Raw genomic sequence first — 21723 nt, 5'->3', positions numbered from 1 at the left:
CTCGACGAGGATCTCCTCGGCGCGGTTGGCGGGGGCCACCTGCGGGCCGGCGGGCCGGCGGCCCAGCTCGGGGGCCGGCAGGGCGGCCCGGTCGAGCTTGCCGTTGCGGGTCAGCGGCAGCGCGTCGAGGACCACCACGGCGGCCGGGACCAGGTGCGCCGGCAGCCGGTCGGCCAGCCATCCGGCGAGCCGGTCCGCCAGCGGCTCGCCGCCGGCCGGTTCGGGGGCGGTGACCACCGGGCGGGGATCGTCGGCGTACTCGGGACGCACGGCGTGCAGGGTGTACCGGTCGGTGCCGACGAGCAGGTCGTCCTGGCGGGTGACCACGTCGAAGCCGCGCTCCTCGAAGAAGGCGATCAGCTCGTCGAGGCGACCCTCGGTGGCGGTGCCGACGCCGTCGTGCACCTCCATCGCGACCTGGTCGACCAGCGGCCAGTGCCGCTCGTGCAGGCCGGCGAGCACGTCCGCCTCGGCCCGCTGCACGTCGATCTTCAGCAGGTCGATGCGCCCGGGGGCCACCTCGTCGATCACGTCGGACAGCGGCCGGACGTCCACGGTCAGCGTGTCACCGGCGAACCGCTCCTGGAGCAGCTCGTCGACCCGGTCGAGCAGGGCGTCCCGGCCGGCCTCACCCCGGTCCCGCTCGTTGGTCAGGAACCGCTTGATGACGGCCCGCTCGGCGTCCGGGTCGGCGTACTCGGCGTGGCCGGACATCATGGCGTAGCCGGGATAGTAGGTGAAGCTCACCTGCCCGGGGCCGGCGGCGAGCCCGTACGGGTGCACGGTGGCCGGGACGCCGAAGGCGGCCACGTTGCGGCGCAGCGCGTCGGCCACCGACGGCACCGGCTCGAACGCGTGGATGGTGGCGTCCGGGCAGACGGCGTGCGCGAACAGGGAGAACATGCCGATGTTCGCGCCGACGTCGAAGATCGTGGCGCCCTGGCGCAGCACCACCCCGTCGCGCAGGTAGACCTGCTGGACGAAGATCTCGTCGTACAGGTAGCGGGTCTCGTGCGGGTTGATCCCGACGACCCGGTCCACGTCGACCGTCGCGCCCGCCTCGGCCGGGGTGACGTAGCCGACCAGCCGGGCGCCGTGCCCGTCGTCGTCGCGGGCCACCACGGCGGCGTCGGCGACCCCCGGGTGCTGGCGCAGGGCGGCGGCGACCTCCCCCGGTTCGATCCGGAAGCCGTTGACCTTGACCTGGTCGTCGAGCCGGCCCAGGTACGCCAGCCGCCCGTCGGCGTCGAAGCGCACCCGGTCGCCGGTGCGGTAGACCCGCTCGGCGCGTCCCGACGGCAGGGTCACCGTGACGAACCGGCGGGTGGTGGTCTCCGGGTCGCCGAGGTAGCCGTCGGCGAGCTGGGGGCCGCTGAGGCACAGCTCGCCGGCCACCCCGGGCGGCACCGGGCGGAGCTGCCCGTCGAGCACCCACGTTCCCACCCCGGGCAGCGGGCGGCCGATGGTCGGCGCGACCCCGGCGGTGATCTCGGCGGCGGTGGCGTCCACCGTGCACTCGGTCGGGCCGTACAGGTTGACCGCGCGCACCCCGGGCAGCCCGGCGAGGGCGTCCCACAGGTCGGGTGCGATCGCCTCGCCGCCGAGCAGCAGCAGCCCCGGCAGCCGGGTCCGGCCCGTGGCCACCCCGTCGGCGGCGAGCAGGATGCGAAGCTGCGACGGGGTCAGGTCGAGCACGTCGACCTCGTTGGCGGCGAGCACGGCGGCCAGCTCGGCGCCGTCGCGGCGGGCCTCCTCCGGCACCAGGTACAGGGTTCGGCCGTGGCCGAGCTGGATGAGCTGCTTGATCGAGGCGTCGAAGGTCAGCGGGGCGTTCACCGCGACCCGCGACCCGGCCGGGGTGCCGGCGTGCACGGTGCGTTCCAGGGCGTGCGCCAAATGGGCGGCGGCGCCGTGCGAGACCCGCACCGGGCGTGGGGCCCCCGTGGAGCCGGAGGTGAAGATGACGTACGCCGGGTCGGCCGGCCGGGGGGCGGGCACCGCGGCGGTGGCGGCGGTGGCCGCCAGCTCGGCGACGCCCACGGCCGGACGTCCCCGACGGCCCGGTCGCCGAGCACCAGGCCGGCGTCGACCGCGCGGACCAGGGCGGCGAGCCGCTGCGCCGGGGCGGCCGGGTCCAGCGGCACGTACACCGCGCCGGCCCGCAGCACGCCGAGGAACCCGACGACGGTGTCCCGGGACCGGGTGGCCAGCACGCCGACCCGCCGGCCGCCGTGCAGGCCGCGCTCGACCAGGCCGGCGGCGACCCCGGCGGACAGCTCGCGCAGCTCCCCGAAGGTGTACGCCCCGTCGGCGGCGACCACCGCCTCGGCGTCCGGGTCGGCGGCGGCGAGCCCGTCGTCGAGCAGTTCCGCGAGGGTGCGGGTGGGCGCGTCGGACGCGCTGCCGGCGGCCTCGACCAGCCAGCCCGCCTCGGCCGCGCCGAGCAGGGCCAGCGGGGTGCCGTCGGTCAGCGCACCGGGCAGCGTGCCGAGGACGGCGAGCAGCCCGTCGCGCAGCGCCCGGCCGCCGGTCACCCGCAGGGTCACCGCGTCCGGGCCGCACACGGCGGTCAGGTGCGGGCCGGCGGGCGGCGGCGGGACGGCGACGTCCACGGCGGTGGCGCCGAGGCCGGCCAGGGTCGACGGGGCGAGGGCCGGCACGGCGGCGAAGCCGGCCACCGCGTCGGAGTCGACGCCGACCGGATCCAGCAGGTGGAACGCCTCCTCGGCCGGGCGCTCCGCGACGCGTACCTCGTCGAGGAGCTGCTTGGGCGCGGCCGGCAGGGGCAGGCCGAGCCGGACCGGCGCGTAGCCGCCCAGCGGCCCGACCACGGCGGCGGTCCCGTCGGCGTGCCGGCCGTCGGTCCACCGGGCGAGCACCAGCTCGGCGTCGTCGGCCCCGGCGGGCGGCTCGGCCCGGCGGGACAGGGTCAGGGCCCACGCGGCGAGCAGCAGGCTGGGCACGCCCACCCCGGCGGCCTCGGCGGCGGCGGCCAGCGGGCCGAGCGGCACGTCCGCCTCCGCCGGCCCGTCGTCGGCGTCGCCGTGCGGGGCGACCAGCCGGGCGGCCGGCACGGCGGGGGCCGCCGCCGGCTGCGCCTCCTGGCGCTCGCCGAGCTGCCACTCGGACACGTCGAGGAACTGCAACCCGTCCGGGTCGTCGGCGAGTCCCTGCCCGGCGTACGCGGCGGCCAGGTCGGCCAACACCAACCGCAGGCTCGCCGGGTCGGCGAACAGCGGGGTGGCGGCCAGCTCCAGGGTGTCGTCGGTGAGGGTCACCGACAACTCGCCGGCTGCGCCGACGGTGACCGAGCGGGCGTCGTCGACGTCCTGCAACGGCACCCGCAGGCCGGGGTGGTGCACCAGGGTCAGCCGCAGCGCCTCGTGCCGGGCGACCACCGCGTCCACGGCGGCCTGCAGGCGCGCGGCGTCCAGGGGCCGGTCCAGGCGGACCTGGGCCCGGACCAGCTCCCGCGCGCCGCTGTGGGCGAGCCGCTGGACCGGGGAGAGTCGGTAACCGTTCACACCACGCTCCGGTTGACGTAGAGGTCGGACATGGCGACCAGGATCTGCCGGTCGCCGGAGAAGGGCTCCCGGCCGTGGGTGGCGAGGAAGTTGTCCACCACCAGCACGTCGCCGCGCTGCCACGGGACGGAGACGGCGTGCTCGCGGTACAGGTCGCGGATGCCGGCGACCACCTCGTCGTCGATCGGGCTGCCGTCGCCGTGGTACGCGTTGCGGGGCAACCCCTCCGGCCCGTACTCGCGCAGCAGGGCGGCGGCGACCTCGGCCGGCAGGTTCGAGGAGTGGAACAGGTGGGCGTGGTTGAACCACACGGTCTCGCCGGTGCGCGGGTGGGTGGCGGTGGCCTGCCGGCGGGCGCGGGTGCGCAGCCCGTCGTCGCCGAGCCAGGTGAACTCGGTCGCCGACGCGGCGCAGTACGCCTCCACCTCGGCCCGGTCGGTGGTCTGGAACGCCTCCTGCCAGGGCAGGTCCAGGTGCGGGCCGTAGTTGCGCACGTAGCACAGGCCGTCGCGGGTGAACCGCTCGCGCACCTGCGCCGGGATCCGTGGGGTCACCACCCGCTCGCTGGCCAGCGGGGTGGCCCCGCCGTCGCCGGTGGCCGGCTGGGCGCACCAGAAGTACAGGTGGGTGGGCCAGTTGTGCGAGTACGACATCTCGTGGTGCAGCGGGATCCACTGTTCGGCGTTGAACTCCGTGGAGGTGAACACCCGGTCGGCGACCTCGTTGCGGGGGGCGGCCCGCTCCAGGTAGCCGAGCAGGTCCGGGGTGACGGCGCGGGCGGCGCGGCTGAAGTCGTCGGGGCTGCCCACCTCGAAGCCGCGGAAGAAGACCGCGCCGTACGAGTCGAGGTCGCGCAGCAGCTCGTCGTGACGCCCGGCGAGCCAGCCGGCGAGGTCGAGGTCCGGCACGGTGGCCTCGACCAGCAGCACGAACGTGTCGTCGACCAGCACCCGGCGGGTGACCGGGGCGGTGGCTGCGGAGGTCGCGCCGCGACGGCGCGGTCCCGGCCCGCTCACGACCGGTCCCCCGTCGTAACCGGGCCCGCCGAAACGGACGCTGCCTCGGGGGCGGCGAACGGGTCGGACATCGCGGTGAGGATCCGCCGGGGCGGCGTGAACGGCTCCCGGGCGTGCGCGGCGAGCATGTTCTCCACCAGCAGCACGTCCCCGCGCCGCCAGGGGAACGACCGGGTCTCGGCCGCGTACGCGGCGCGCAGCTCGGCGAGCACGTCGTCGCCTATCGGGGTGCCGTCGCCGTACGCGGTCTGGTAGGGCAGGTCCTCCTCGGCGAGCGCCCGGCGCAGCCCGGCGCTCACCTCCTCGGGCAGGGAGGTGACGTGGAAGAACAGCGCGTGGTTGAACCAGGTGCGCTCCCCGGTGACCGGGTGCTCGCGCACCGCCGGGCGGACCTGCCGGGTGCGTAGCTGCTCGTCGCCGACCCACTGCACTTCGATCGCCGACCGGGCGCAGTACGCCTCCACCTCGGCGCGGCTGTCGGTCTGGAACGCGGTCTGCCAGGACAGGCTGATCCCGGGCAGGTAGTTGCGCTGGTAGCCGACCCCACCCCGGCGTTCGAACTCCGCGACGGTGGCCGGGCTCAGCCGGGCCAGCACCCGTCGGCTGTCCGCCAGCGGGGTACGCCCGCCCGCGGCCGGCTCGGTCTCGCAGAAGAACACGATCCGCAGCGGCCAGTTCAGCGTGTACGACTGTTCGTTGTGCAGCACGATCGGCTGGTCGGCGGGGTGCTCGGTGGAGGTGTAGACGCCCTCGGTCACCTCGCTGCGCGGCGAGGAGCGTTCGCCGTAGCTGAGCACGTCGCCGGAGAGGGCGGCCATCGCGGTGCGGAAGTCGGCGGCGTCGGCCACGGCGAAGCCCCGGAACAGGACGGCGGCGTGCCGCCGGGCCAGCTCGTCGACGGTGGCCCGGTTGCCGGCCAGCCAGGTCGCCAGGTCCAGGTCGGGCAGGTTGGCCTGGACGAGGACCGGCAACGGCCCGCCGGGCCAGTCGGGACGCACGTCGACCACGGCTCGTTCCCGGTTGCGGCGCGGGATCACCGGCGCCACCCGGATCTGCTCAGTCATCTCTCGTTCCCCCAAGGGTCATCGACACACTCGGCGAGGCTGCGCTGCGGGTCGGTGGCCGCCCGGCGCAGCACCTCGGTGAAGCGGCGGTGCCACGCGGTGACGCGCCCGCCGTCGAACAGGTCGGTGCGGTAGGTCCAGAGCGCTTCCAGGTCGCCCCGGCGCTCGTCCAGCCAGAGGGTCAGGTCCAGCCGGGCGGCGTCCGGCGCGAGTTCCACCCCGACGAAGTCCAGCCCCCAGGAGCCCTTCCAGGTCGCCGCCGGGGCGTTCTGCACGCCGAAGGCGACCTGGACGAGAGGGCTGCGGTGCGGGTGGCGGGCCGGGCGCAGCCGCTCCACCACGGCGTCGAACGGCACGTCCTGGCGGGCGGCGGCGGACAGGGCGGCGTCGCGGGCCTCGGCGAGCAGGTCGGCGAAGGACCGGCCCGGCGCGGGACGCAGCCGCAGCGGCATGGTGTTGACGAAGCAGCCGATGCTCTCCTCGGCCGACACGCTGGTCCGGCCGGCGAAGGCCGTGCCGACGAGCAGGTCGGTGCGCCCGGTCCGCGCGCCGAGCAGGGTGGCGAAGGCGGCCAGGCCGACCATGTAGAGGCTGGCCCGGTGCGCCCGGGCGAGCCGCCGGACGGCGTCGGCGGTGCCGGGGTCGACCGGGACGCGCAGGCTGGCGCCGTCGGGCCGGTCCGTGGCCCCGGCTCCCCGCCCCGCGGTCGGGCCCTCGGCCGATCCTGCGGTCGAGCCCACGGTCGGCCGCGCGGTCTGGGCCTCGGTCGGCCACGCGGTCGGGCTTTCGGTCGGCCCGGCGGCCGGCCGCGCGGCGTCGGGGGTGGCCGGGCTGGCGGCGAGGTCGAGCAGGGTGGGCGCGCCGCGCAGCCCGGCGACGACCTCGTCGAGGGCTAGGCGGCCGGCCGGACCGGCCAGCCAGTCCCGCTGCGCCAGCGCGAAACCGGCCGGGCCGGGAGCGGGGTGGGCGGCCCACGGCGGCCGGGGCCGGGTGACCCGCACGGCCGCCTCGCGCTCGCTGTCGTAGCAGCGGCCGAGGTCGCGGACGAGGACGCTGAACGACCAGTCGTCGCAGACGATGTGGTGGGCGACCAGCAGCAGCGCGAAGCCCCGCCGCCCGTCACCGACCAGGTGGGCGCGCAGCAGCGGCCCGGCGGCCAGGTCCATCGGGGTGCGGGCGCTGGTCGCGGCGATCCGGGCGACCCGCTCGGACAGCGGCACCCCCGGCATGGGCGCCTCGATGACCAGCTCCACCTGCGGGTCGTCGTGCACCCGCTGGACCGGGCCGGCCGCGGAGCCGGGAAAGACCATGCGCAGCGCGGGGTGCCGGGCGACCACCCGGCGCAGGGCCCGGGCCAGCGCCGCCCGGTCCACGGGCCCGTGCAGCTCGACCACGTAGGACACCAGGTACGAGGTGTCGGTGGGGTCGAGTTGGTGCAGGAACCACAGCCGGCGCTGCGCCGCCGACAGCGGCGCGTCCGCGTCCCCCGTCGGCCCGGCGTCCGGCCCGTCCCCGGTGCCGGCGGACCGTCCGGCGGCAGCCGATCCGCTGGCCGTGGCGGGACCGGTCGCCGTCCCGTCCCGCGTCGGCCGGTTCCCCGTGGACTTCGGCGCGTCCCCGGCGGTCGCCGGCCCGTCCCCCGGGTCACCGGGACGGCTAGGGGTGGCGAGGTGGGCGGCGAGGGCGGCCACCGTGGGGTGGTCGAAGAGCGCGGCCGGCGGCACCGGTACGCCGGTGGCGGCGGTCAGCCGGGCCGCGCACCGCACCGCCAGCAGGGAGTCGCCGCCAAGGTCGAAGAAGTCGGCGTCCGGCCCGGTGACCGGCACGCCGAGCACGTCGCGCCACACGGCGGCCACCTCGCCGGCCGGACCGGCGTCGAGATCGGCCGTGGCGGGAGCGGCGTCGGGATCGGTCCAGGCCGGCGCGGGCAGGGCCGCCCGGTCGGTCTTGCCGCTCGGCGTGGTGGGCATCCGGTCCAGCCAGACCACCACAGCCGGCACCATGGGGGCGGGCAGCCGCTCGCGCAGCCGGGTCGGCACGTCGTCGCGGCGCCGCCCGACCAGGTAGCCGACCAGCACCGGGTCGCCGCTCGGCCCGGTGCGCACCGCGGCGGCCGCCTCGCGTACGCCGGGCAGGGCGGCGAGGGCGGCGCCGACCTCGCCCAGCTCGATCCGGTGCCCGCGCAGCTTCACCTGGTCGTCGAGGCGGCCGAGGAACTCCAGTTGCCCGTCGGGGCGCAGCCGCACCCGGTCCCCGGTGCGGTACATCCGGTCGCCGGGGCGGAACGGGTCGTCGAGGAAGCGGGCCGCGGTCTCCTCGGGGCGGCCGAGGTAGCCCCGGGCCAGTCCGGCGCCGGCCAAGTGCAGCTCGCCGGGGGTGCCGGACGGAACGGGCACGCCGTCGGTGTCGAGCACGTACGTCCGGGTGTGCGGCAGCGGCCGGCCGATCGGCGGCGCCGTCCCGTCGGCGGTGACCTCCGCCCAGGTCGAGTAGGTGGTGTCCTCGGACGGGCCGTACAGGTTGAGCAGCCGGCGTACCCCCGGGCGGGCCAGGACCCGGGCGGCCAGGGCGGCGGTCAGCGGCTCGCCGGCCAGGCAGACGGTGCGCACGCCGGCCGGCAGTGCGTCGGCGGCGAGCAGTTCGCTCATCGCCGAGGGGACGGTGTTGACCAGGGTGACCGGCAGCCGGGCGGCGTCCGGCGCGGCGAGCGCGAGGACGGTGTCGACCAGCACGACCCGCCCGCCCCAGCAGAGCGGCCCGAAGATCTCGAAGATCGACAGGTCGAAGCAGACGCTGGTGGCGGCGAGCATGCCGCCGAGTTCCTCGTCGGCGAAGGCGGACCGGATCCAGTGCATCAGCACCGACGCGGAGCGGTGCTCGACGGCCACGCCCTTGGGGCGGCCGGTGGAGCCGGACGTGTAGATCACGTAGGCCAGGTCGGACGGGGCACCGCCGATGTCGGGACGGTCGCCCGGCTGGTCGGCGAGGTCGAGGTCGTCCAGCGGCAGCGCCGCGTCGCCGAACCGGTCGGCGAGGCCGGCGCGGGTGAGCACCACCCGGGCACCGGAGTCCTCGGTCATGAACGCCACCCGGGCCGGCGGGTACGCCGGGTCGAGCGGCACGTACGCCGCGCCGGCCTTCAGCACGGCGAGCAGCGCGACGACCAGGTCGACGTCGCGGGTGAGGCAGACGCCGACCCGGTCCTGCCCGGTGACGCCCCGGGCGAGCAGGGCCCGGGCGAGCCGGTTGGCGGACTCGTCGAGTTGACGGTAGGTCAGCGAGCGGTCGCCGTGGCGCACGGCCTCCGCGTCGGGGGTCCGTTCCACCTGGGACTCGACCATCCGGTGCAGGCAGTCGACGATGACCGGGTTGCCGGAGGCGCGGGGGGTGGTGGACCGGCGGACCGGCCCGGTGGACCGGACGGAGGTGGTCACTCCCGTCCGCGATTCGTCGTACGCATGCAGCCAAACACCGAACGCCCCCAAGGATCGTGACGGTACGTGTGCTTCGGATGACCCTTCGGCAGGTCAGCGCCTTGAGCCTTCACGCTCTGCTACTTAAAGCGATCAATTGATCGCTCTCCGGTGAGAGGTTCCACGAGCATCGACGGCACTGCCAAGAGCCCTCCCGAAATACGGGACGACGGTGGCGAAACCCGGAACGGGGGTGTCGATCCGCGCACTCGGGCCGACGTCCGCCCCCGACGCGTTTACCAGCGCCGATGCCTGCCCGCGCGGGTCTGGGCCCGCCTCCGCCGGGGCCGCTCCTGTCAGGAAGACGCCATCGGCCATGGGACCGTGATCACTCGGGCCGGCGGCGCCCCCGGGGCGGCGACCTGCGGGGAGGGATACGACTTGACGGATATGCCGCCGGGCGCGACGCGCCGACGGTCGTCCTCAGCGGATGGTGGGAACCGGCGGCGCGACGGTCGGAAACCTGTCCCGGTCCGAAGCCCGTCAGGTCGCCGCAGGGGGCGGGACGGCGGTGGACGGGTTGCGCCACTCGTCGGCCAGCACCGACCAGATCTCGATGTCGATGCGCCGGGTGCGCCCCGGGTACACCTGCCGCAGGGTGCCGTCGTGGCGCATGCCTAGGCGCCGGGCCACGGCCAGGCTACGGGCGTTGTCGGCGTTGGTGCGCCACTCCACCCGGTGCATCCCCCGCTGCCCCACCGCCCAGTCGAGGACGACGCCGACCGCGCGGGTGACCAGGCCGCGTCCCTCCGCGGCCGGCTCCAGCCAACAGCCCACCTCGCAGACCCCGAGCGTGGTGTCGAACGCCACGAACATCACCCCGCCGACCAGCACCCCGTCGAGCCAGATCCCCCAGATTCCCCCGGCGTCGCCGGCCCACCGGTCGGCGTAGCGTTGCAGCACCGCGCGGGCCGACGGCAGGTCGGTGGCCACGAAGGACGCGCCCACCCACGGCGCGATGTGCTCCCGGGCCCGGTCCAGGTTGCGCAGGAACTCCTCGGCCCGCCACGGCTCCAGCGGGCGCAGCTCGGCGTCGGCGGTCAGGGCGCGAGCGAACACCGGGCCTCCCAGGGGCGGCAGACTTCAGGGACCCGGGTAGCAGACCACAGACTGATCGCAATCGGCCACCCCGGGACGCGGGCTGGACGCAACCGGCCGGCAGTCATCGCCTGCCTGGACGTAGTTCCTCTGCTTCATCTTCTTCGTCCTCGAAGCGCACTGGGACGACGCCTCTAGGTATCGTCCGCTGCATGAGTGAAACCCCGCTGTCCGATGTCATGTCGGAGCACGCGGAAACCAAGACACCAGAGAGCTACGAGCGCTTTCTCAGGCTATTCCGGGCCTCCACGGTCGGCATTGTGGCCACCGGGGTGCCCGCCCATGGTGCGCACGGGCAAATCGCTAGCGGCGGCCTTGGCGCGGGCAGGACCACTCACGGCGACGGACGGCCACGTGTGCTGGCATACGCCGATCCCGAAGCGGCACTACGGAACCTTGGCCCCCGGTTCAACGCGGGCATGTCCGGTGAGGTTCTCCTCCAGATGGCCGCGGCCGACCCCGATTGTGAGGGCGTGCTCGTCAACAGCGCCATCTGCGAGATCAGCTTGGTCGTCAGCAAGCCAACCGCCCAGTCCCTAATGACGCCAACCACCGCCGAAGCGCCCGGACTGCGGCCTTGGTGGAAACGCCGTTAGAGCCGATATCGCGACCTCAGGTAACGCCATAGGGCCTCTGAAGATCACACCTGGAGGCAACCGCACCGGCCGGTCACCGGGCGAGGGTGGACCGGGCGGCGGTGGGGAGCCGGGCGGGTCAGTCGCGCAGCAGGTCGGCGTGGGCGGCGCGGAGCCGGGCCAGGGCCGGGTCGCTGCCGGGGACGACCCGGCGGTCGAGCTCGGCCCAGACCTCGGCGAGTGCCGCCGTGAGGACCCCCAGCTCGGCGGCGTGCCGCCGGCTGCTCTGCCGGTGCAGCTCGTCGAGGCGGCGGGCCCAACCGGCGGTCACCGTGGCCAGCCGGTCGGCGTCGGCCCGGGCCTGCGCCGCCGAGCGGGCGGCGGAGGCGGGCACGATCGCGGCGATCGGACGGGGGTCGCCGTCGCGGGTGACCAACGTGACCGCGTCGGTCAGCTCGGCCATCGCGATGAGCTGGGTCAGTCGGGTGCGGGCCTCGCGCAACGGCAGGGCACGCGGCGGGGTGGGCTCGTGGGCCAGGGCGGGGGCAGCCATGCCTCCATGCTGACGACGGGGTACGACAATAAATGTCCCCGACCGTCCACGATGGCCGTCGTCGCAGCTCAGGGCTCGGCATGCATCGTCCTGATCCCGGTGCTGAACGTCGCGGTGACGGCGGACACGGCGACCAGCGCCGGGAAGATCAGCATCGCCGTCCCGCTGGAGAATTGGGCCAGCAGCAGCCCGGCCAGCCCCGGGGCGAGGGCCGCCGCCGAGGTGGCCGCCAGGAACATGACGCTGACCACCCGGCCCTGGAGCCGGTCCGGGGTGATCGTCGCCTGGTAGCCGAACAGGACCGCGTTCGCGGTGGGCCCGAGGAAGACCGCCGCGGCCAGCGGCACGGCGGCCAGCACGCTGGCCGGGAAGAGGGCGCTGACGACCATCAGGCCGGCGGTGGCCCAGCACAGCACCATGACCAGGGTCGGCAGCCGCAGCCACCGCTGCAACACCGGGGCGGCGAACGCGCCCAGGAACCCGCCCAGGCCGAAGATGGTGCTGGCCACCCCGACCAGGACCGGCGGGGTCCCGGACCGCTGCAACGACACGATGATCGCAAAGATCATCCCGGTGAACGCCATGTTGAGCGGGGCGGCGATCACCAGCAGGGCACGCAGGAACGGGTTGCGCAGCACGAACCGGACGCCCTCGGCCACCGCCGCGCCCCCGGACGACGGGGCCTGCTCGCGGGGCTGCTGCATGGGCTCGCGGATGAGCAGGACAGCCAGCAGGGAGAGCAGATAGGTCACCGCGTTGCCGACGAACGGCAGCGACCGGCCCAGCCCGAACAGCAGGCCGCCCAGCGGCGGGCCGGCGAGCTGGGTGCCGTACGCCCGGGCCTCGTTGCGCGCGACGGCGGTGGAGAGCTGGTCCAACGGGACCAGGTTGCGCACGGCGGCGTGCTCGGCGGTGCTGAACACGGCGTTGGCCACCGCGCCGACCACGGCCACCGCCAGGATCATCGCGGTGCTGGCCGCGCCGGCCAGCACCGCCACGCCCAGCGCCGCGTACCCGGCGATCCGGACGACGTCGCAGACCACCATCAGCCGACGCCGGTCGAACCGGTCGGCGAGCACCCCGGCGGGCAGCCGAGAGACCAGGGTGACCAGCAGGCCAGCCGTGCCGACCGCACCGGCCTGCGCGGCGGACCCGGTCAGGTACAGCACGAGCAGCGGCAGGGCCAGGCTGGACATGGCCGTGCCGAGATCGGACAGGCACTGGCTGACCCAGAGCAGGTTGAACGCGCGGTTGCGCCACAGGCTCACCGGGCGTCCGCGACCGCGCACGTCAGGATGTCGACGTACCGGCGGCACCGGCCGGCGACGGTCGCCTCGTCGAACAGGTCCGTCGCATACTCGACGACACCCCGCAGGCCCCCGCAGGCGGGGGTGACCATCAGCGCCCAGTCCCGGCGCGCGCAATCCAGCCCCTGGTCGGTGACGTCCGTCGCCAACCCGGCCAGGCGCAGCGGCGGCATCCCCGGATTCCAGGCGAAGATCGCGCCGGTCAGCGGCGGCGGATCCCCCATCCGCCAGTCCGGGTCGACGACGGCGTGGAGGACCGGCAACGGCGCGGGCTGGTGCCGCACCGCGTCGAGGAACACCGCGTCGGTCCGGGCCGCCAGGTCGACGAGGGGCTCCCCGTCGCGCAGCCGCACCCGCAGCGGAAGGGTGCTGGTGAACAGGCCGACCACCGGCTCCAGTTCCCGCCCGTCCCGGTGGGCGTACGGGCAGGACAGCAGGACGTCCCGGGCCCCGGTCAGCTCGCCGACCAACCGCGCGTACGCGGCGGCGAGCAGCGGGAACAACGTCAGGCCCGCGTCGGCGGCGAGCCGGTTCAGCCGGCCGGTCAGGTCGGCCGGCACGTCGAAGGCGTACTCGGCCCCGCGACCCGACGGCGTGGCCGGCCGGGGCCGGTCGGTGGGCAGCGGGACGGCCCGGGGGGCGTCGGCGAGCCGGTCCCGCCAGTGGCGCAGCACCGCCGGCGGGACCCGGGTCGCCCGCTGCCGGCGCGCGTGGTCGACGTAGCGCAGCGCCGGCGCGCGGTCGGGCGGCGCACCCGAGTAGCCCCGCCCCAGCTCGTCGAGGAGTTGGAGCATGGACCAGCCGTCCCCGCACAGATGGTGCACGACCATCAGGAGGACCCAACGGTCGCCGGCCAGCCGGGCGAGGCGGGCCCGCAGCCACGGCCCGTCGGCCGGGAACGGTTCCCGGCCGGCCGCCACGCACCACGCCCGCGTCCCGGCGAGGTCGGCGGCGAGGTCGGTGACCGGCACCGGGACCGGTCGGTGGGCCAGCACCTCCTGCACCACCGCGCCGTCGTGCGCCACGACGCGGGTACGTAGGGCCTCGTGCCGGGCGACCAGGGCGTCGACCGCCGCCGCCAGGGCGGGCACGTCGAGCGGGCCGGCGAGGTCGACGCGTACCGCCATGTGCACGGCCGCCGGGTCGGGGGCCAGGCGCTGCCGGTGCCACATCAGCTCCTGCTGGTACGTCGCCGGCGCCCGGTCCCGCACCGCGACGTCGCACTCCGCCGGGCCGGGGCGCGGGGCCGGGGCGGCCGGACCAGTCGAGCCGCCGGGACCGGCGGGGGCGGGCGGGGGCTCGGCGGCCATCACGCGGACGCCCGGGCTGCGCAGCACCCGGTCCACCCCGACCTCGACGCCGAGCGCCTCACGTAGCCGGTTGGCCAGGCGGACCGCGCCCAGGGAGTCGCCCCCGGCGGCGAAGAACGAGACGTCCAGTGGCACCTGGGCCACGCCCAGCTCCGCGCACCAGGCGTCGTGGACGAGCCGTTCCCGGCCCGGGCCCGGCTCCTCCCCGGCGGGCGGCTGGTCGGGTGCCGGGAGCCGCGCGACGTCGACCTTGCCGGTGTCCCCGGTGGGCAGGGCGTCCAGCGTCACCCACGCCCGAGGGACGAGGTGGGCCGGCAGCCGCTCCCCCAGCTCGGCGGCCAGCCGGGCGGTCCGGACGGCGGGCGGCTCGCCGTCGTCGCCGCCGACCACGTACCCGACCAGGTACGGCTCGGCCCGGTCGTGCCGGGCGACGACGGTGGCCTGCCGTACCCCCGGCAGGAGCGCGAGCGCGGCGGCGGCCTCGCCCGGCTCGACCCGGTGCCCGGCGATCTTCACCTGGTCGTCGACCCGGCCGAGGAACTCCACCGCGCCGTCGCCGCGGAGCCGGACCAGGTCCCCGGTCCGGTACATCCGGCCCCCGGGCGTCGCGGCGAACGGGTCGGGCAGGAACGCCGCCGCGGTCGCCGCGGGCCGGCCCAGGTAGCCCCGGGCGAGCCCGGTGCCGCCGACGTACAGCTCGCCGGCCGCGCCCGGCGGCACCGGCGCGCCGCGCCGATCCAGCACGTACAGCCGGCGGTGGTCCACGGGCCGGCCGATGTCGATCGGGCCGGGGCCGGCGGCCGGCACCGGGCCGGCGGTGGTGACGACGGCGGCCTCGGTCGGCCCGTACGCGTTGAGCACCGCCGCCGGATACCCGGCGGGCGGCCGGCGGCGCAACTGACTCCCGCCGACCACCAGGGCCCGGACCGTCGGGGCGGGCGGCGTCGGGAGCGCGAGAACCAGCTCGGCGAGGGGCGCCGGCAGGAAGGCGACGGTGACCCCGGCGCGGCGCCACTCCGCGACCAGCCGCGCCGGGTCCGCGCGCACCCGCGACGGCACGAGGTGCAGGATCGCACCGGCGGCGAGCGCCGGGTGGATCTCGGCGAGGTTCGCGTCGAACCCGAGGCCGAGGGCGTGCGCCACGGTGTCCGCGCCGGTGAGGGCCAGGGCGCGCACGTGCCAGTCGACGACGTCCACGGCGGCCCGGTGCGGCACGCCCACCGCCCTGGGCCGGCCGGTCGAACCGGAGGTGTACACGCACCAGGCGAGATGCCCGGGGCGGGCCGCGTCGACCGGGTCGGCCAGGTCCGGCTCGGCGGGCCCGTCCACCAGCACCCGGACCACCCCGGCGGTGGGGTCGGGGACGTCGGCGGCGGTCAGCAGCAGGCGGGCGCCGCTGTCGGCGAGCAGGTCGCGCAGCCGGGCCGCCGGCAGGTCGGGGTCAAGCGGCACGAAGGCCGCGCCGGCCATCAGCACGGCGAGCTGCGCCGCGACCAGCTCCGGCCGGCGCGGCAGGAGCACGGCGACGAGGTCGTCCGGCCCGACGCCGTGCGCCGCGACCCGCCGGGCCAGGTCCCGGGCCCGGCCGCGCAGTTCCCGGTACGTCCACCGGCGCTCGCCGCAGACCACGGCGACCGCGTCGGGGGTCCGGGCGGCCTGCCGGACGAACAGGTCGTGCAGCCGGTCGGCGACGGGTTCGGTTTGCGGCCCGACCGGGCGGGCGATCGGGTCGTCGAGCCGGTCGGCCAACCGGGACAGCGGCAGGCCCGGCTCGCGGGTCAGCACATCCAGCAGTCGGTGGAGGTGGTCGAGCAGGCGGTCCACGGTGGCCCGGTCGAGCACCTCCGTGCGGTACTCGACGTGGCAGCGCAGCGTCCCGCCGTGCGACAGGTAGACCATCAGGTCGACCGGTGCCTTGTCCAGGCCCACCGGCAGTGGCTCGGCGGTGACGCCCGGCAGGTCGAAGACGAACGCCTCGGGGCCGCTCTCGTACTCCACGACCACGTCGAAGAGGGGGTGACGGCCGGCCTCGCGGTTCGGGGCCACCGCGCGGACCAGGGCGTCGAACGGAACCCGGTCGTGCTCGTACCCGTCGGCGGCGGTCGCCCGGACCCGGGCGAGCAACTCCCGGAAGGTCGGGTCGCCGGTGAGGTCCAGCCGCAGCGCGAGGGTCCGGACGAAGAACCCGATCAGGTCGGCGGTCCGCTCGTCCCGGCCGCCCGTCCCGGTGCCGATGACCAGGTCGGCCTGGCCGGTGAACCGGAACAGCAGCACCCCGAACGCGCTCAGCAGGACGGTGAACGGGGTGACCCGCTCGTCCCGGCCGAACCGCCGTACCCGCTCCGCCAGCTCGGCGGGCAGCTCCCGGAAGACGCTCTCCCCCGCCGCCGACGGCAGCGCCGGGCGGGTCAGGTCGGACGGGATGACGAGGGTGGGCGGGGGCGGGTCGAGCCGGTCCCGCCAGTACGCCAGGTCCTTGTCGTCGGGCTCGCCGGCGCCGGCCGCCGCCAGCTCCGGGTAGGTGACCGGCAGCGGCGGCAGGTCGGGGGCGGCGCCGACGGTGCGGGCCCGGTAGCAGGCCGAGACCTCCCGGGTCAGCACGGCGTACGACCCGCCGTCGGTGGCCAGGTGGTGGAACGTCAGCACCAGCACGTGGTGGACGGCGGAGAAGCGCAGCAGCGTGAAGGCGAACACCGGCCCGCTGGCCAGGTCGGACACCTGCCGGCTCCCGGCGGCCAGCGCGGCCCGGACTGTCGCCTCCTCGGCCTCGCCGGCGTGGTCGCGCACCGGGCACCGCACCGGCACCCACGCGCGTACGACCTGCCGGGGCTCCCCGTCGACCTCGGCGTAGCTGGTGCGCAGCGGGGCGTGCCGGTCGACCACGTCCCGCAACGCGCCGCGCAGCGCGGCGTGGTCGAGCGGGCCGCGCAGCCGCACGGCCACCCCCTCGTGGTACGCGGGGGTGCCCGGGTGCAGCCGCTCCACCAGCCAGAGCCGACGCTGCGCGGACGACAGCGGCGCGGTCCGAACGACTCCGCCGGCCCTGTCGGTTCCGCCGGTTCCGGCGGTTCCGGCGGTTCCGGCGGGCGGCGGGGGCACCGGGCTGCCGGGGTCCGGTGCCGGTGCGTCGTTGCCCGCCGGTTGCTCGGCGGGGGCGGCGATCCGGCGTGGGGTGGCCCGGCGCAGCGCGTCGAGCGCCGGCAGACCGGCGCGGACCGCGTCCCTCGGGAGTCCGAAGTCGACGAAACAGGCGATCTCGTCGACACCGGCGTCGAGCACCGCCTCGACCACCGCCCGACAGCTTGCCGGGGACCCGATGAGCGCGCGCTCGGCGCAGTACCGCTCGTACGCCCGGGACAGCACGAACCGGACGTCGTCTTCCGGGGTGTCGGCCAGGTCGACGTTCATGCCGAGGCTGTTGACCACCTGCCCGAGCAGGCTGAACGAGGAACGCAGGTAGGCGCAGAACGGCTCGAACGCCTCGGCCCGGGCCCGCTCGGCGTCCTCGCCCAGGTAGGCGTGCAGCAGCAGCACCACGCGCCCGCCGGCCGGATCGAGCCCGTGCTCGGCCCGGGTACGCCGGTACAGGGCGACGTTCTCGGCGAGACGCGCCACGTCCTGCGTCATCAGGTTGGTCACCACACCGACGTCGCGGCGGGCGGCCTCCCGGTAGCTGTCCGGGTTGCCGACGATCGCGGTGAAAACCGGCGGCTCCGCCTGGATCGGCCGGGGGAACAGGCGTACCTCGATCCGCTCGCCGCTGCCCGACCGGGCCGGCACCGCCTCCCCGCGCCACAGCCGCCGGACGGTGTCCAGGTGCTCGTACATCACCTGCTTGTGCCGCCCAAAGTGGTCGGGCTGGAAGACGAAGTCGTTGGCGTGCCAGCCGGGCGCGCAGCCGAGCCCGATCCGGCCGCCGGAGAGGTTGTCCACCATGGACCACTCCTCCGCGACCCGGACGGGATGGTGCAGGGGCAGCACGACCGAGCCGGCGTTGAGCCGCACCCGCCGGGTACGCACCGCGAGGGCGGCGGCGAGCACCGACGGGTTGGGAAAGAGACCGCCGAAGGAGTGGAAGTGCCGCTCCGGCATCCAGACTGCGTGGAAATCGTGCGCGTCGGCGAACTCCGCCGCGTCGAGGACGACCCCGTACTTGTCGTCCCGGTCCTGGTCGGGGTAGTCGCCGAAGAAGTAGAGGCTGAAGTCGGCGGTGCCCGGCGGGGTCACCGGCTGCGCGACGGCGTCCGTGGAAGCGACGACCGGCACGGCGGCGAGGGGTGCGGCGGCGGGCGGCTCGGCGGAGAGGGGCACGGCGGCGGGCGGCACGGCCGGGGTCGCCCCGGCCGGCGGACCGGCGCCGAGCCCGGAGGCGGCGCCGAGCAGGGCGAGCTGCTGCTGCATCAGGTCCAGCTGCCGATGGATGATGCCGGCCAGCTCGCCGGACCCCGGCCGGACCTCGCCGGCGGCGAGGCCGGCCGGAGCGAGCACGGCCGCATCCGGCCCGGCCGCATCCGGCCCGGTCGCGGGGGACCCGGCCACCGCCGGGCCCGGCCCGGAAGGCGGGGCCGCCGCCGGGTCCGTCGCCGCCCGGTGCGGCCCGGAAGGCGCGGTCACCGCCGGGTCCGTCGCCGCCCGGGCGGCGGCGGTGATCGCGGCGGCGAGGCGGCGGGGGGTGTCGACGGTGGTGAACAGGTCCCGCACCGGCACCCGGACGGCGAAGAAGCGGTCGATCTCCCGGGACATGGTGATCAGCAGAAGCGAGTCGGCGCCCAGCGCGAAGAAGCTCTGGTCCGGGTCGACCTCGGCGGCAGTCAGGCCGAGCCGCTCGGCGGTCAGCGCCCGCACCCGCTCCAGTACCGCCGAGTCCGCCCCCGCCGCAGGAACCGGCGCGGCGACGGACCCCGCGGACAAGGCCCCGATCGACGCGGGCACGACCGAGGCGGGCACGACCGAGGCGGGCACGACCGACGCGGGCACGACGGCGGCCGACAGATCGACGGCGGGCGGACCGGCGGCCGGCAAATCGGCGGCCGGCGGGTCGGCCCAGAACCGGCGGCGCTGGAACGGGTACGCGGGCAGCGTGACCCGTCGGCCGCCGTAGCCGCCCACGAGCCCCGCCCAGTCCAGCGGCGTCCCCGCGACGTGCAGCTCGGCCGCAGCCCGCCACAGTCCGGCGGCGGGGTCGAGGTTGCGACGCTGGGACGGGACCCAGCGCGGCACCGGCCCGGCCGCCGCGGCGATGCCGGTCAGCACGCCGTCCGTGCCGGCCTCGACCACCGTCCGGCAGCCCTCGGCGGACAGGGCGGACACGGCGTCGTGCCAGCGCACCGGCTCGCGCGCGTGCCGGCACAGGTGGTCGGCGTCGGGCAGCCAGCCGGGCGGGTGGACCCGGCCGTCGAGGGCGCTGACGACCGGCAGCCGGGTGGGCCGGAACGCGAGCTCGCCGGCCAGCTCCCGGAGACGGTCCAGCACCGGCGCCACGGCCGCCGAGTGGAACGCCCGGTCGACCGGGAGCCGCCGGGTCACCACCCCGAGCCGGTCGGCCCGGGCCGCGGCGGCGTCGACCTCGGCCGGCGGGCCGGCGAGGACGTGCCGGGCCGGCCCGTTGACCGCCGCCAGCTCCAGCGACGAGCCGGCGATCAGGTCGGCCACGACAAGCCGGTCGGCCAGCACCGCCAGCATCGCGCCGGGCGGCAGGCCGTCGGCCATGAGGCGGCCCCGGCAGGCGGCGAGCCGGACGGCGTCGGCGAGGGACAGCGCGCCCGCGGCGACCAGGGCGGCGTACTCGCCGACGCTATGTCCGAGGACGTGGTCCACGGGCAGGCCCCATGACCGCCACAGCTCGGCCAGCGCCACCCCGACGACGACCAGTGCCGGCTGGGCCACGTCGGTGGACCGGCCGGCGGGCGGGCGATCCTCGCGCAGCCGGTCGACCAGGTCGCCGCCGACCGCCGCCCGGTACGCGTCGGCGGCCTCGTCGAGCACCGCGCGGACCACCGGGAACCGCGCCGCCAGCGGGAGCAGCGCCTCGCGGACGTCCCCCTGACCGGGGAACGCGAGGGCGACCGGTCCGGAGGCGTCCCCTCCGGTGTCGCCGACGACCACCTCGGCCGGGAGGCCGGCGGCGTGCCGGTCCAAAGCGTCCGCCAGCGCGGCGGTCGAGTCGCCGAGGGCAACGAGTCGGTGGCGCAGGTGACGACGACCGGTGCCGGCGGTCAGCACCAGGTCCGCCGGCGGCAGGGCGGGGTCGGCGCGGAGCCGGTCCCGATGGGCCAGGGCAAGCGCGGCCAGCGCGGCCGGGTCGGCGGCGGAGAGCGGGAGCAGGCCGGGGACCGGGGCGGGCCGGTCGCCGGGGCCGGACGGCGGGATCGGCGGTTCCTCGACGATCACGTGGGCGTTGGTGCCGCCGACGCCGAGGGCGCTGACCGCGGCCCGTCGGGGCGACCCGGTCGCCGGCCAGTCGGCGGCGACGGTGGTGACGGTGAACGGCCCGTCGGCCAGGCCCAGCGCGGGGTTCGGCCGGGTGAAGTTGATCTGCGGCGGGACGCGGCCGGAGCGGACGGTGAGCACGGCCTTGATCAGGCCGGCCATCCCGGCGCAGCTGTCCAGGTGCCCGATGTTGGCCTTCACCGAGCCGAGGAACGCCCGCGCGGGCGCGTACGCCTCGGCGAGGGCGTGGTGCTCGACCTGGTCGCCGAGGGCGGTGCCGGTGCCGTGCGCCTCGACGTACCCGACGGAGGCGGCCGACACCCCCGCGTCGCGCAGGGCGCGCCGGACGACGTCCACCTGCCCGGACACCCCGGGCGCGGTGTAGCCGACCTTTCCGGCCCCGTCGTTGTTGACCGCCGAGCCGAGGAGCACCGCGTGGATGCGGTCGCCGTCGGCGAGCGCCCGGTCGAGCGGCTTGAGCACGACGGCCGCCACCCCGTTGCCGCCGACGGTGCCGTCGGCGTCGGCGTCGAAGGGCCGGCACCGCCCGGTGGCGGACAGGATCGACCCGGGGGTGTGCCGGTACCCGGTGACCTGCGGGACGTGCACCGCCACCGCGCCCGCCAGGGCGACGTCGGCGTCGCCGGCGAGCAGGGCGCGCGCCGCCAGGTGCACCGCGACCAGCGAGGTGGAGCAGGCGGTCTGCACGGTCACCGCCGGGCCGGTCAGCCCGAGCCGGTACGCGACCCGGGTGGCCAGGAAGTCGGGCTGGTTGCCCAGCGCCGCGCCGATCGTGGTGGCCGGGTCGGCCGAGCCGACCGCCTGCGGGAGCTGGTGGCGCAGGTAGGTGTGGTGCGGGTACAGGTTCATCCCGCCGCCCGCGTACACGCCGATCCGCCGTCCGTCGGTCTCGCCGGGGCAGCCGGCGTCCTCGAGGGCGTGGTGGCAGGTCTCCAGGAACAGCCGGTGCTGCGGGTCCAGCAGCTCGGCCTCACGGGGGCTGACGCCGAAGAAACCGGCGTCGAAGCCGGCGACGTCGTCCAGGACGCCGCTGGCCGCCACGAAGCCGGGGGTGCGCGCGGCCTCCTCGGGCATCCCGGCCGCGGTGAGCTCCTGCGGGGTGAAGAAGTGGACGCTCTCCACCCCGGCGAGCAGCCGCTGCCAGTACTCGTCGGCGGTGTCCGCGCCCGGGAACCGGGCGGCCAGGCCGACGATCGCGACCCGCCGGTCCGCCGTGGGTGCCTGCGTCGGCGCGGGGCCGGCGGTCAGGCCGGCGCTCGGACCGGCGGTCAGGCCGGCGCTCGGGCCGGCGCTCGGACCGGCGGCGAGGTGCGCGCTGAGGGCGTCGACGGTGGGGTGGGCGAACATCGAGAT

General features: G+C 76.5%; 9 protein-coding genes and 2 pseudogenes. 1 reads left to right on the top strand and 10 read right to left on the bottom strand.

The window, feature by feature from the left end:
- Positions 1-65: 65 nt before the first annotated feature.
- The 7 genes and pseudogenes from ABT023_RS29200 to ABT023_RS25700 all read right to left on the bottom strand — a co-directional run.
- Positions 66-165: pseudogene (locus ABT023_RS29200) on the bottom strand (hypothetical protein); the annotation flags it as partial.
- 174 nt (positions 166-339) lie between these two features.
- A pseudogene (locus ABT023_RS29195) lies at positions 340-1947 on the bottom strand (FkbM family methyltransferase); the annotation flags it as partial.
- Positions 1833-2534: an AMP-binding protein gene (locus ABT023_RS29190; protein WP_502890762.1), complete on the bottom strand. Its 702-nt coding sequence runs from the start codon at positions 2532-2534 to the stop codon at positions 1833-1835. The gene ABT023_RS29190 and the pseudogene ABT023_RS29195, both read right to left, overlap by 115 nt.
- A 986-nt stretch (positions 2535-3520) precedes the next feature.
- Positions 3521-4540 (bottom strand): TauD/TfdA family dioxygenase, encoded by a 1020-nt coding sequence (locus tag ABT023_RS25715; RefSeq protein ID WP_350888961.1) that lies wholly within the window; start codon positions 4538-4540, stop codon positions 3521-3523.
- Positions 4537-5604 (bottom strand): TauD/TfdA family dioxygenase, encoded by a 1068-nt coding sequence (locus ABT023_RS25710; RefSeq protein ID WP_350888960.1) that lies wholly within the window; start codon positions 5602-5604, stop codon positions 4537-4539. Before ABT023_RS25710 ends, ABT023_RS25715 begins: the two co-directional genes overlap by 4 nt.
- Entirely contained in the window at positions 5601-9038 is a 3438-nt protein-coding gene (locus tag ABT023_RS25705) for a non-ribosomal peptide synthetase (protein WP_350888959.1), read from the bottom strand. Before ABT023_RS25705 ends, ABT023_RS25710 begins: the two co-directional genes overlap by 4 nt.
- 522 nt (positions 9039-9560) lie before the next feature.
- Positions 9561-10136: a GNAT family N-acetyltransferase gene (locus ABT023_RS25700; RefSeq protein WP_350888958.1), complete on the bottom strand. Its 576-nt coding sequence runs from the start codon at positions 10134-10136 to the stop codon at positions 9561-9563.
- A 191-nt stretch (positions 10137-10327) separates the two neighbouring features.
- Between ABT023_RS25700 and ABT023_RS25695 the strand changes: the two genes are divergently transcribed.
- Positions 10328-10771, top strand: coding sequence for a response regulator (locus tag ABT023_RS25695; protein WP_350888957.1), 444 nt, complete (start codon positions 10328-10330; stop codon positions 10769-10771).
- 118 nt (positions 10772-10889) lie between these two features.
- Here the strand turns inward: ABT023_RS25695 and ABT023_RS25690 are convergent, their stop codons facing one another.
- The 3 genes from ABT023_RS25690 to ABT023_RS25680 form a co-directional block, all read right to left on the bottom strand.
- On the bottom strand, positions 10890-11303 hold the full coding sequence (locus tag ABT023_RS25690; protein WP_350888956.1) for a type II toxin-antitoxin system Phd/YefM family antitoxin: 414 nt from the start codon (positions 11301-11303) through the stop codon (positions 10890-10892).
- Between the two features lie 68 nt (positions 11304-11371).
- Positions 11372-12571, bottom strand: coding sequence for an MFS transporter (locus ABT023_RS25685; RefSeq protein WP_350888955.1), 1200 nt, complete (start codon positions 12569-12571; stop codon positions 11372-11374).
- Positions 12568-21717 (bottom strand): non-ribosomal peptide synthetase/type I polyketide synthase, encoded by a 9150-nt coding sequence (locus ABT023_RS25680; RefSeq protein WP_350888954.1) that lies wholly within the window; start codon positions 21715-21717, stop codon positions 12568-12570. Before ABT023_RS25680 ends, ABT023_RS25685 begins: the two co-directional genes overlap by 4 nt.
- Positions 21718-21723 lie beyond the last annotated feature (6 nt).

This window comes from Micromonospora sp. NPDC002296, from assembly GCF_040296145.1.
Taxonomy (GTDB): domain Bacteria; phylum Actinomycetota; class Actinomycetes; order Mycobacteriales; family Micromonosporaceae; genus Micromonospora.
Note: the sequence above shows the minus strand (reverse complement) of the source record. Positions and strands in the feature narration are given on the sequence as shown.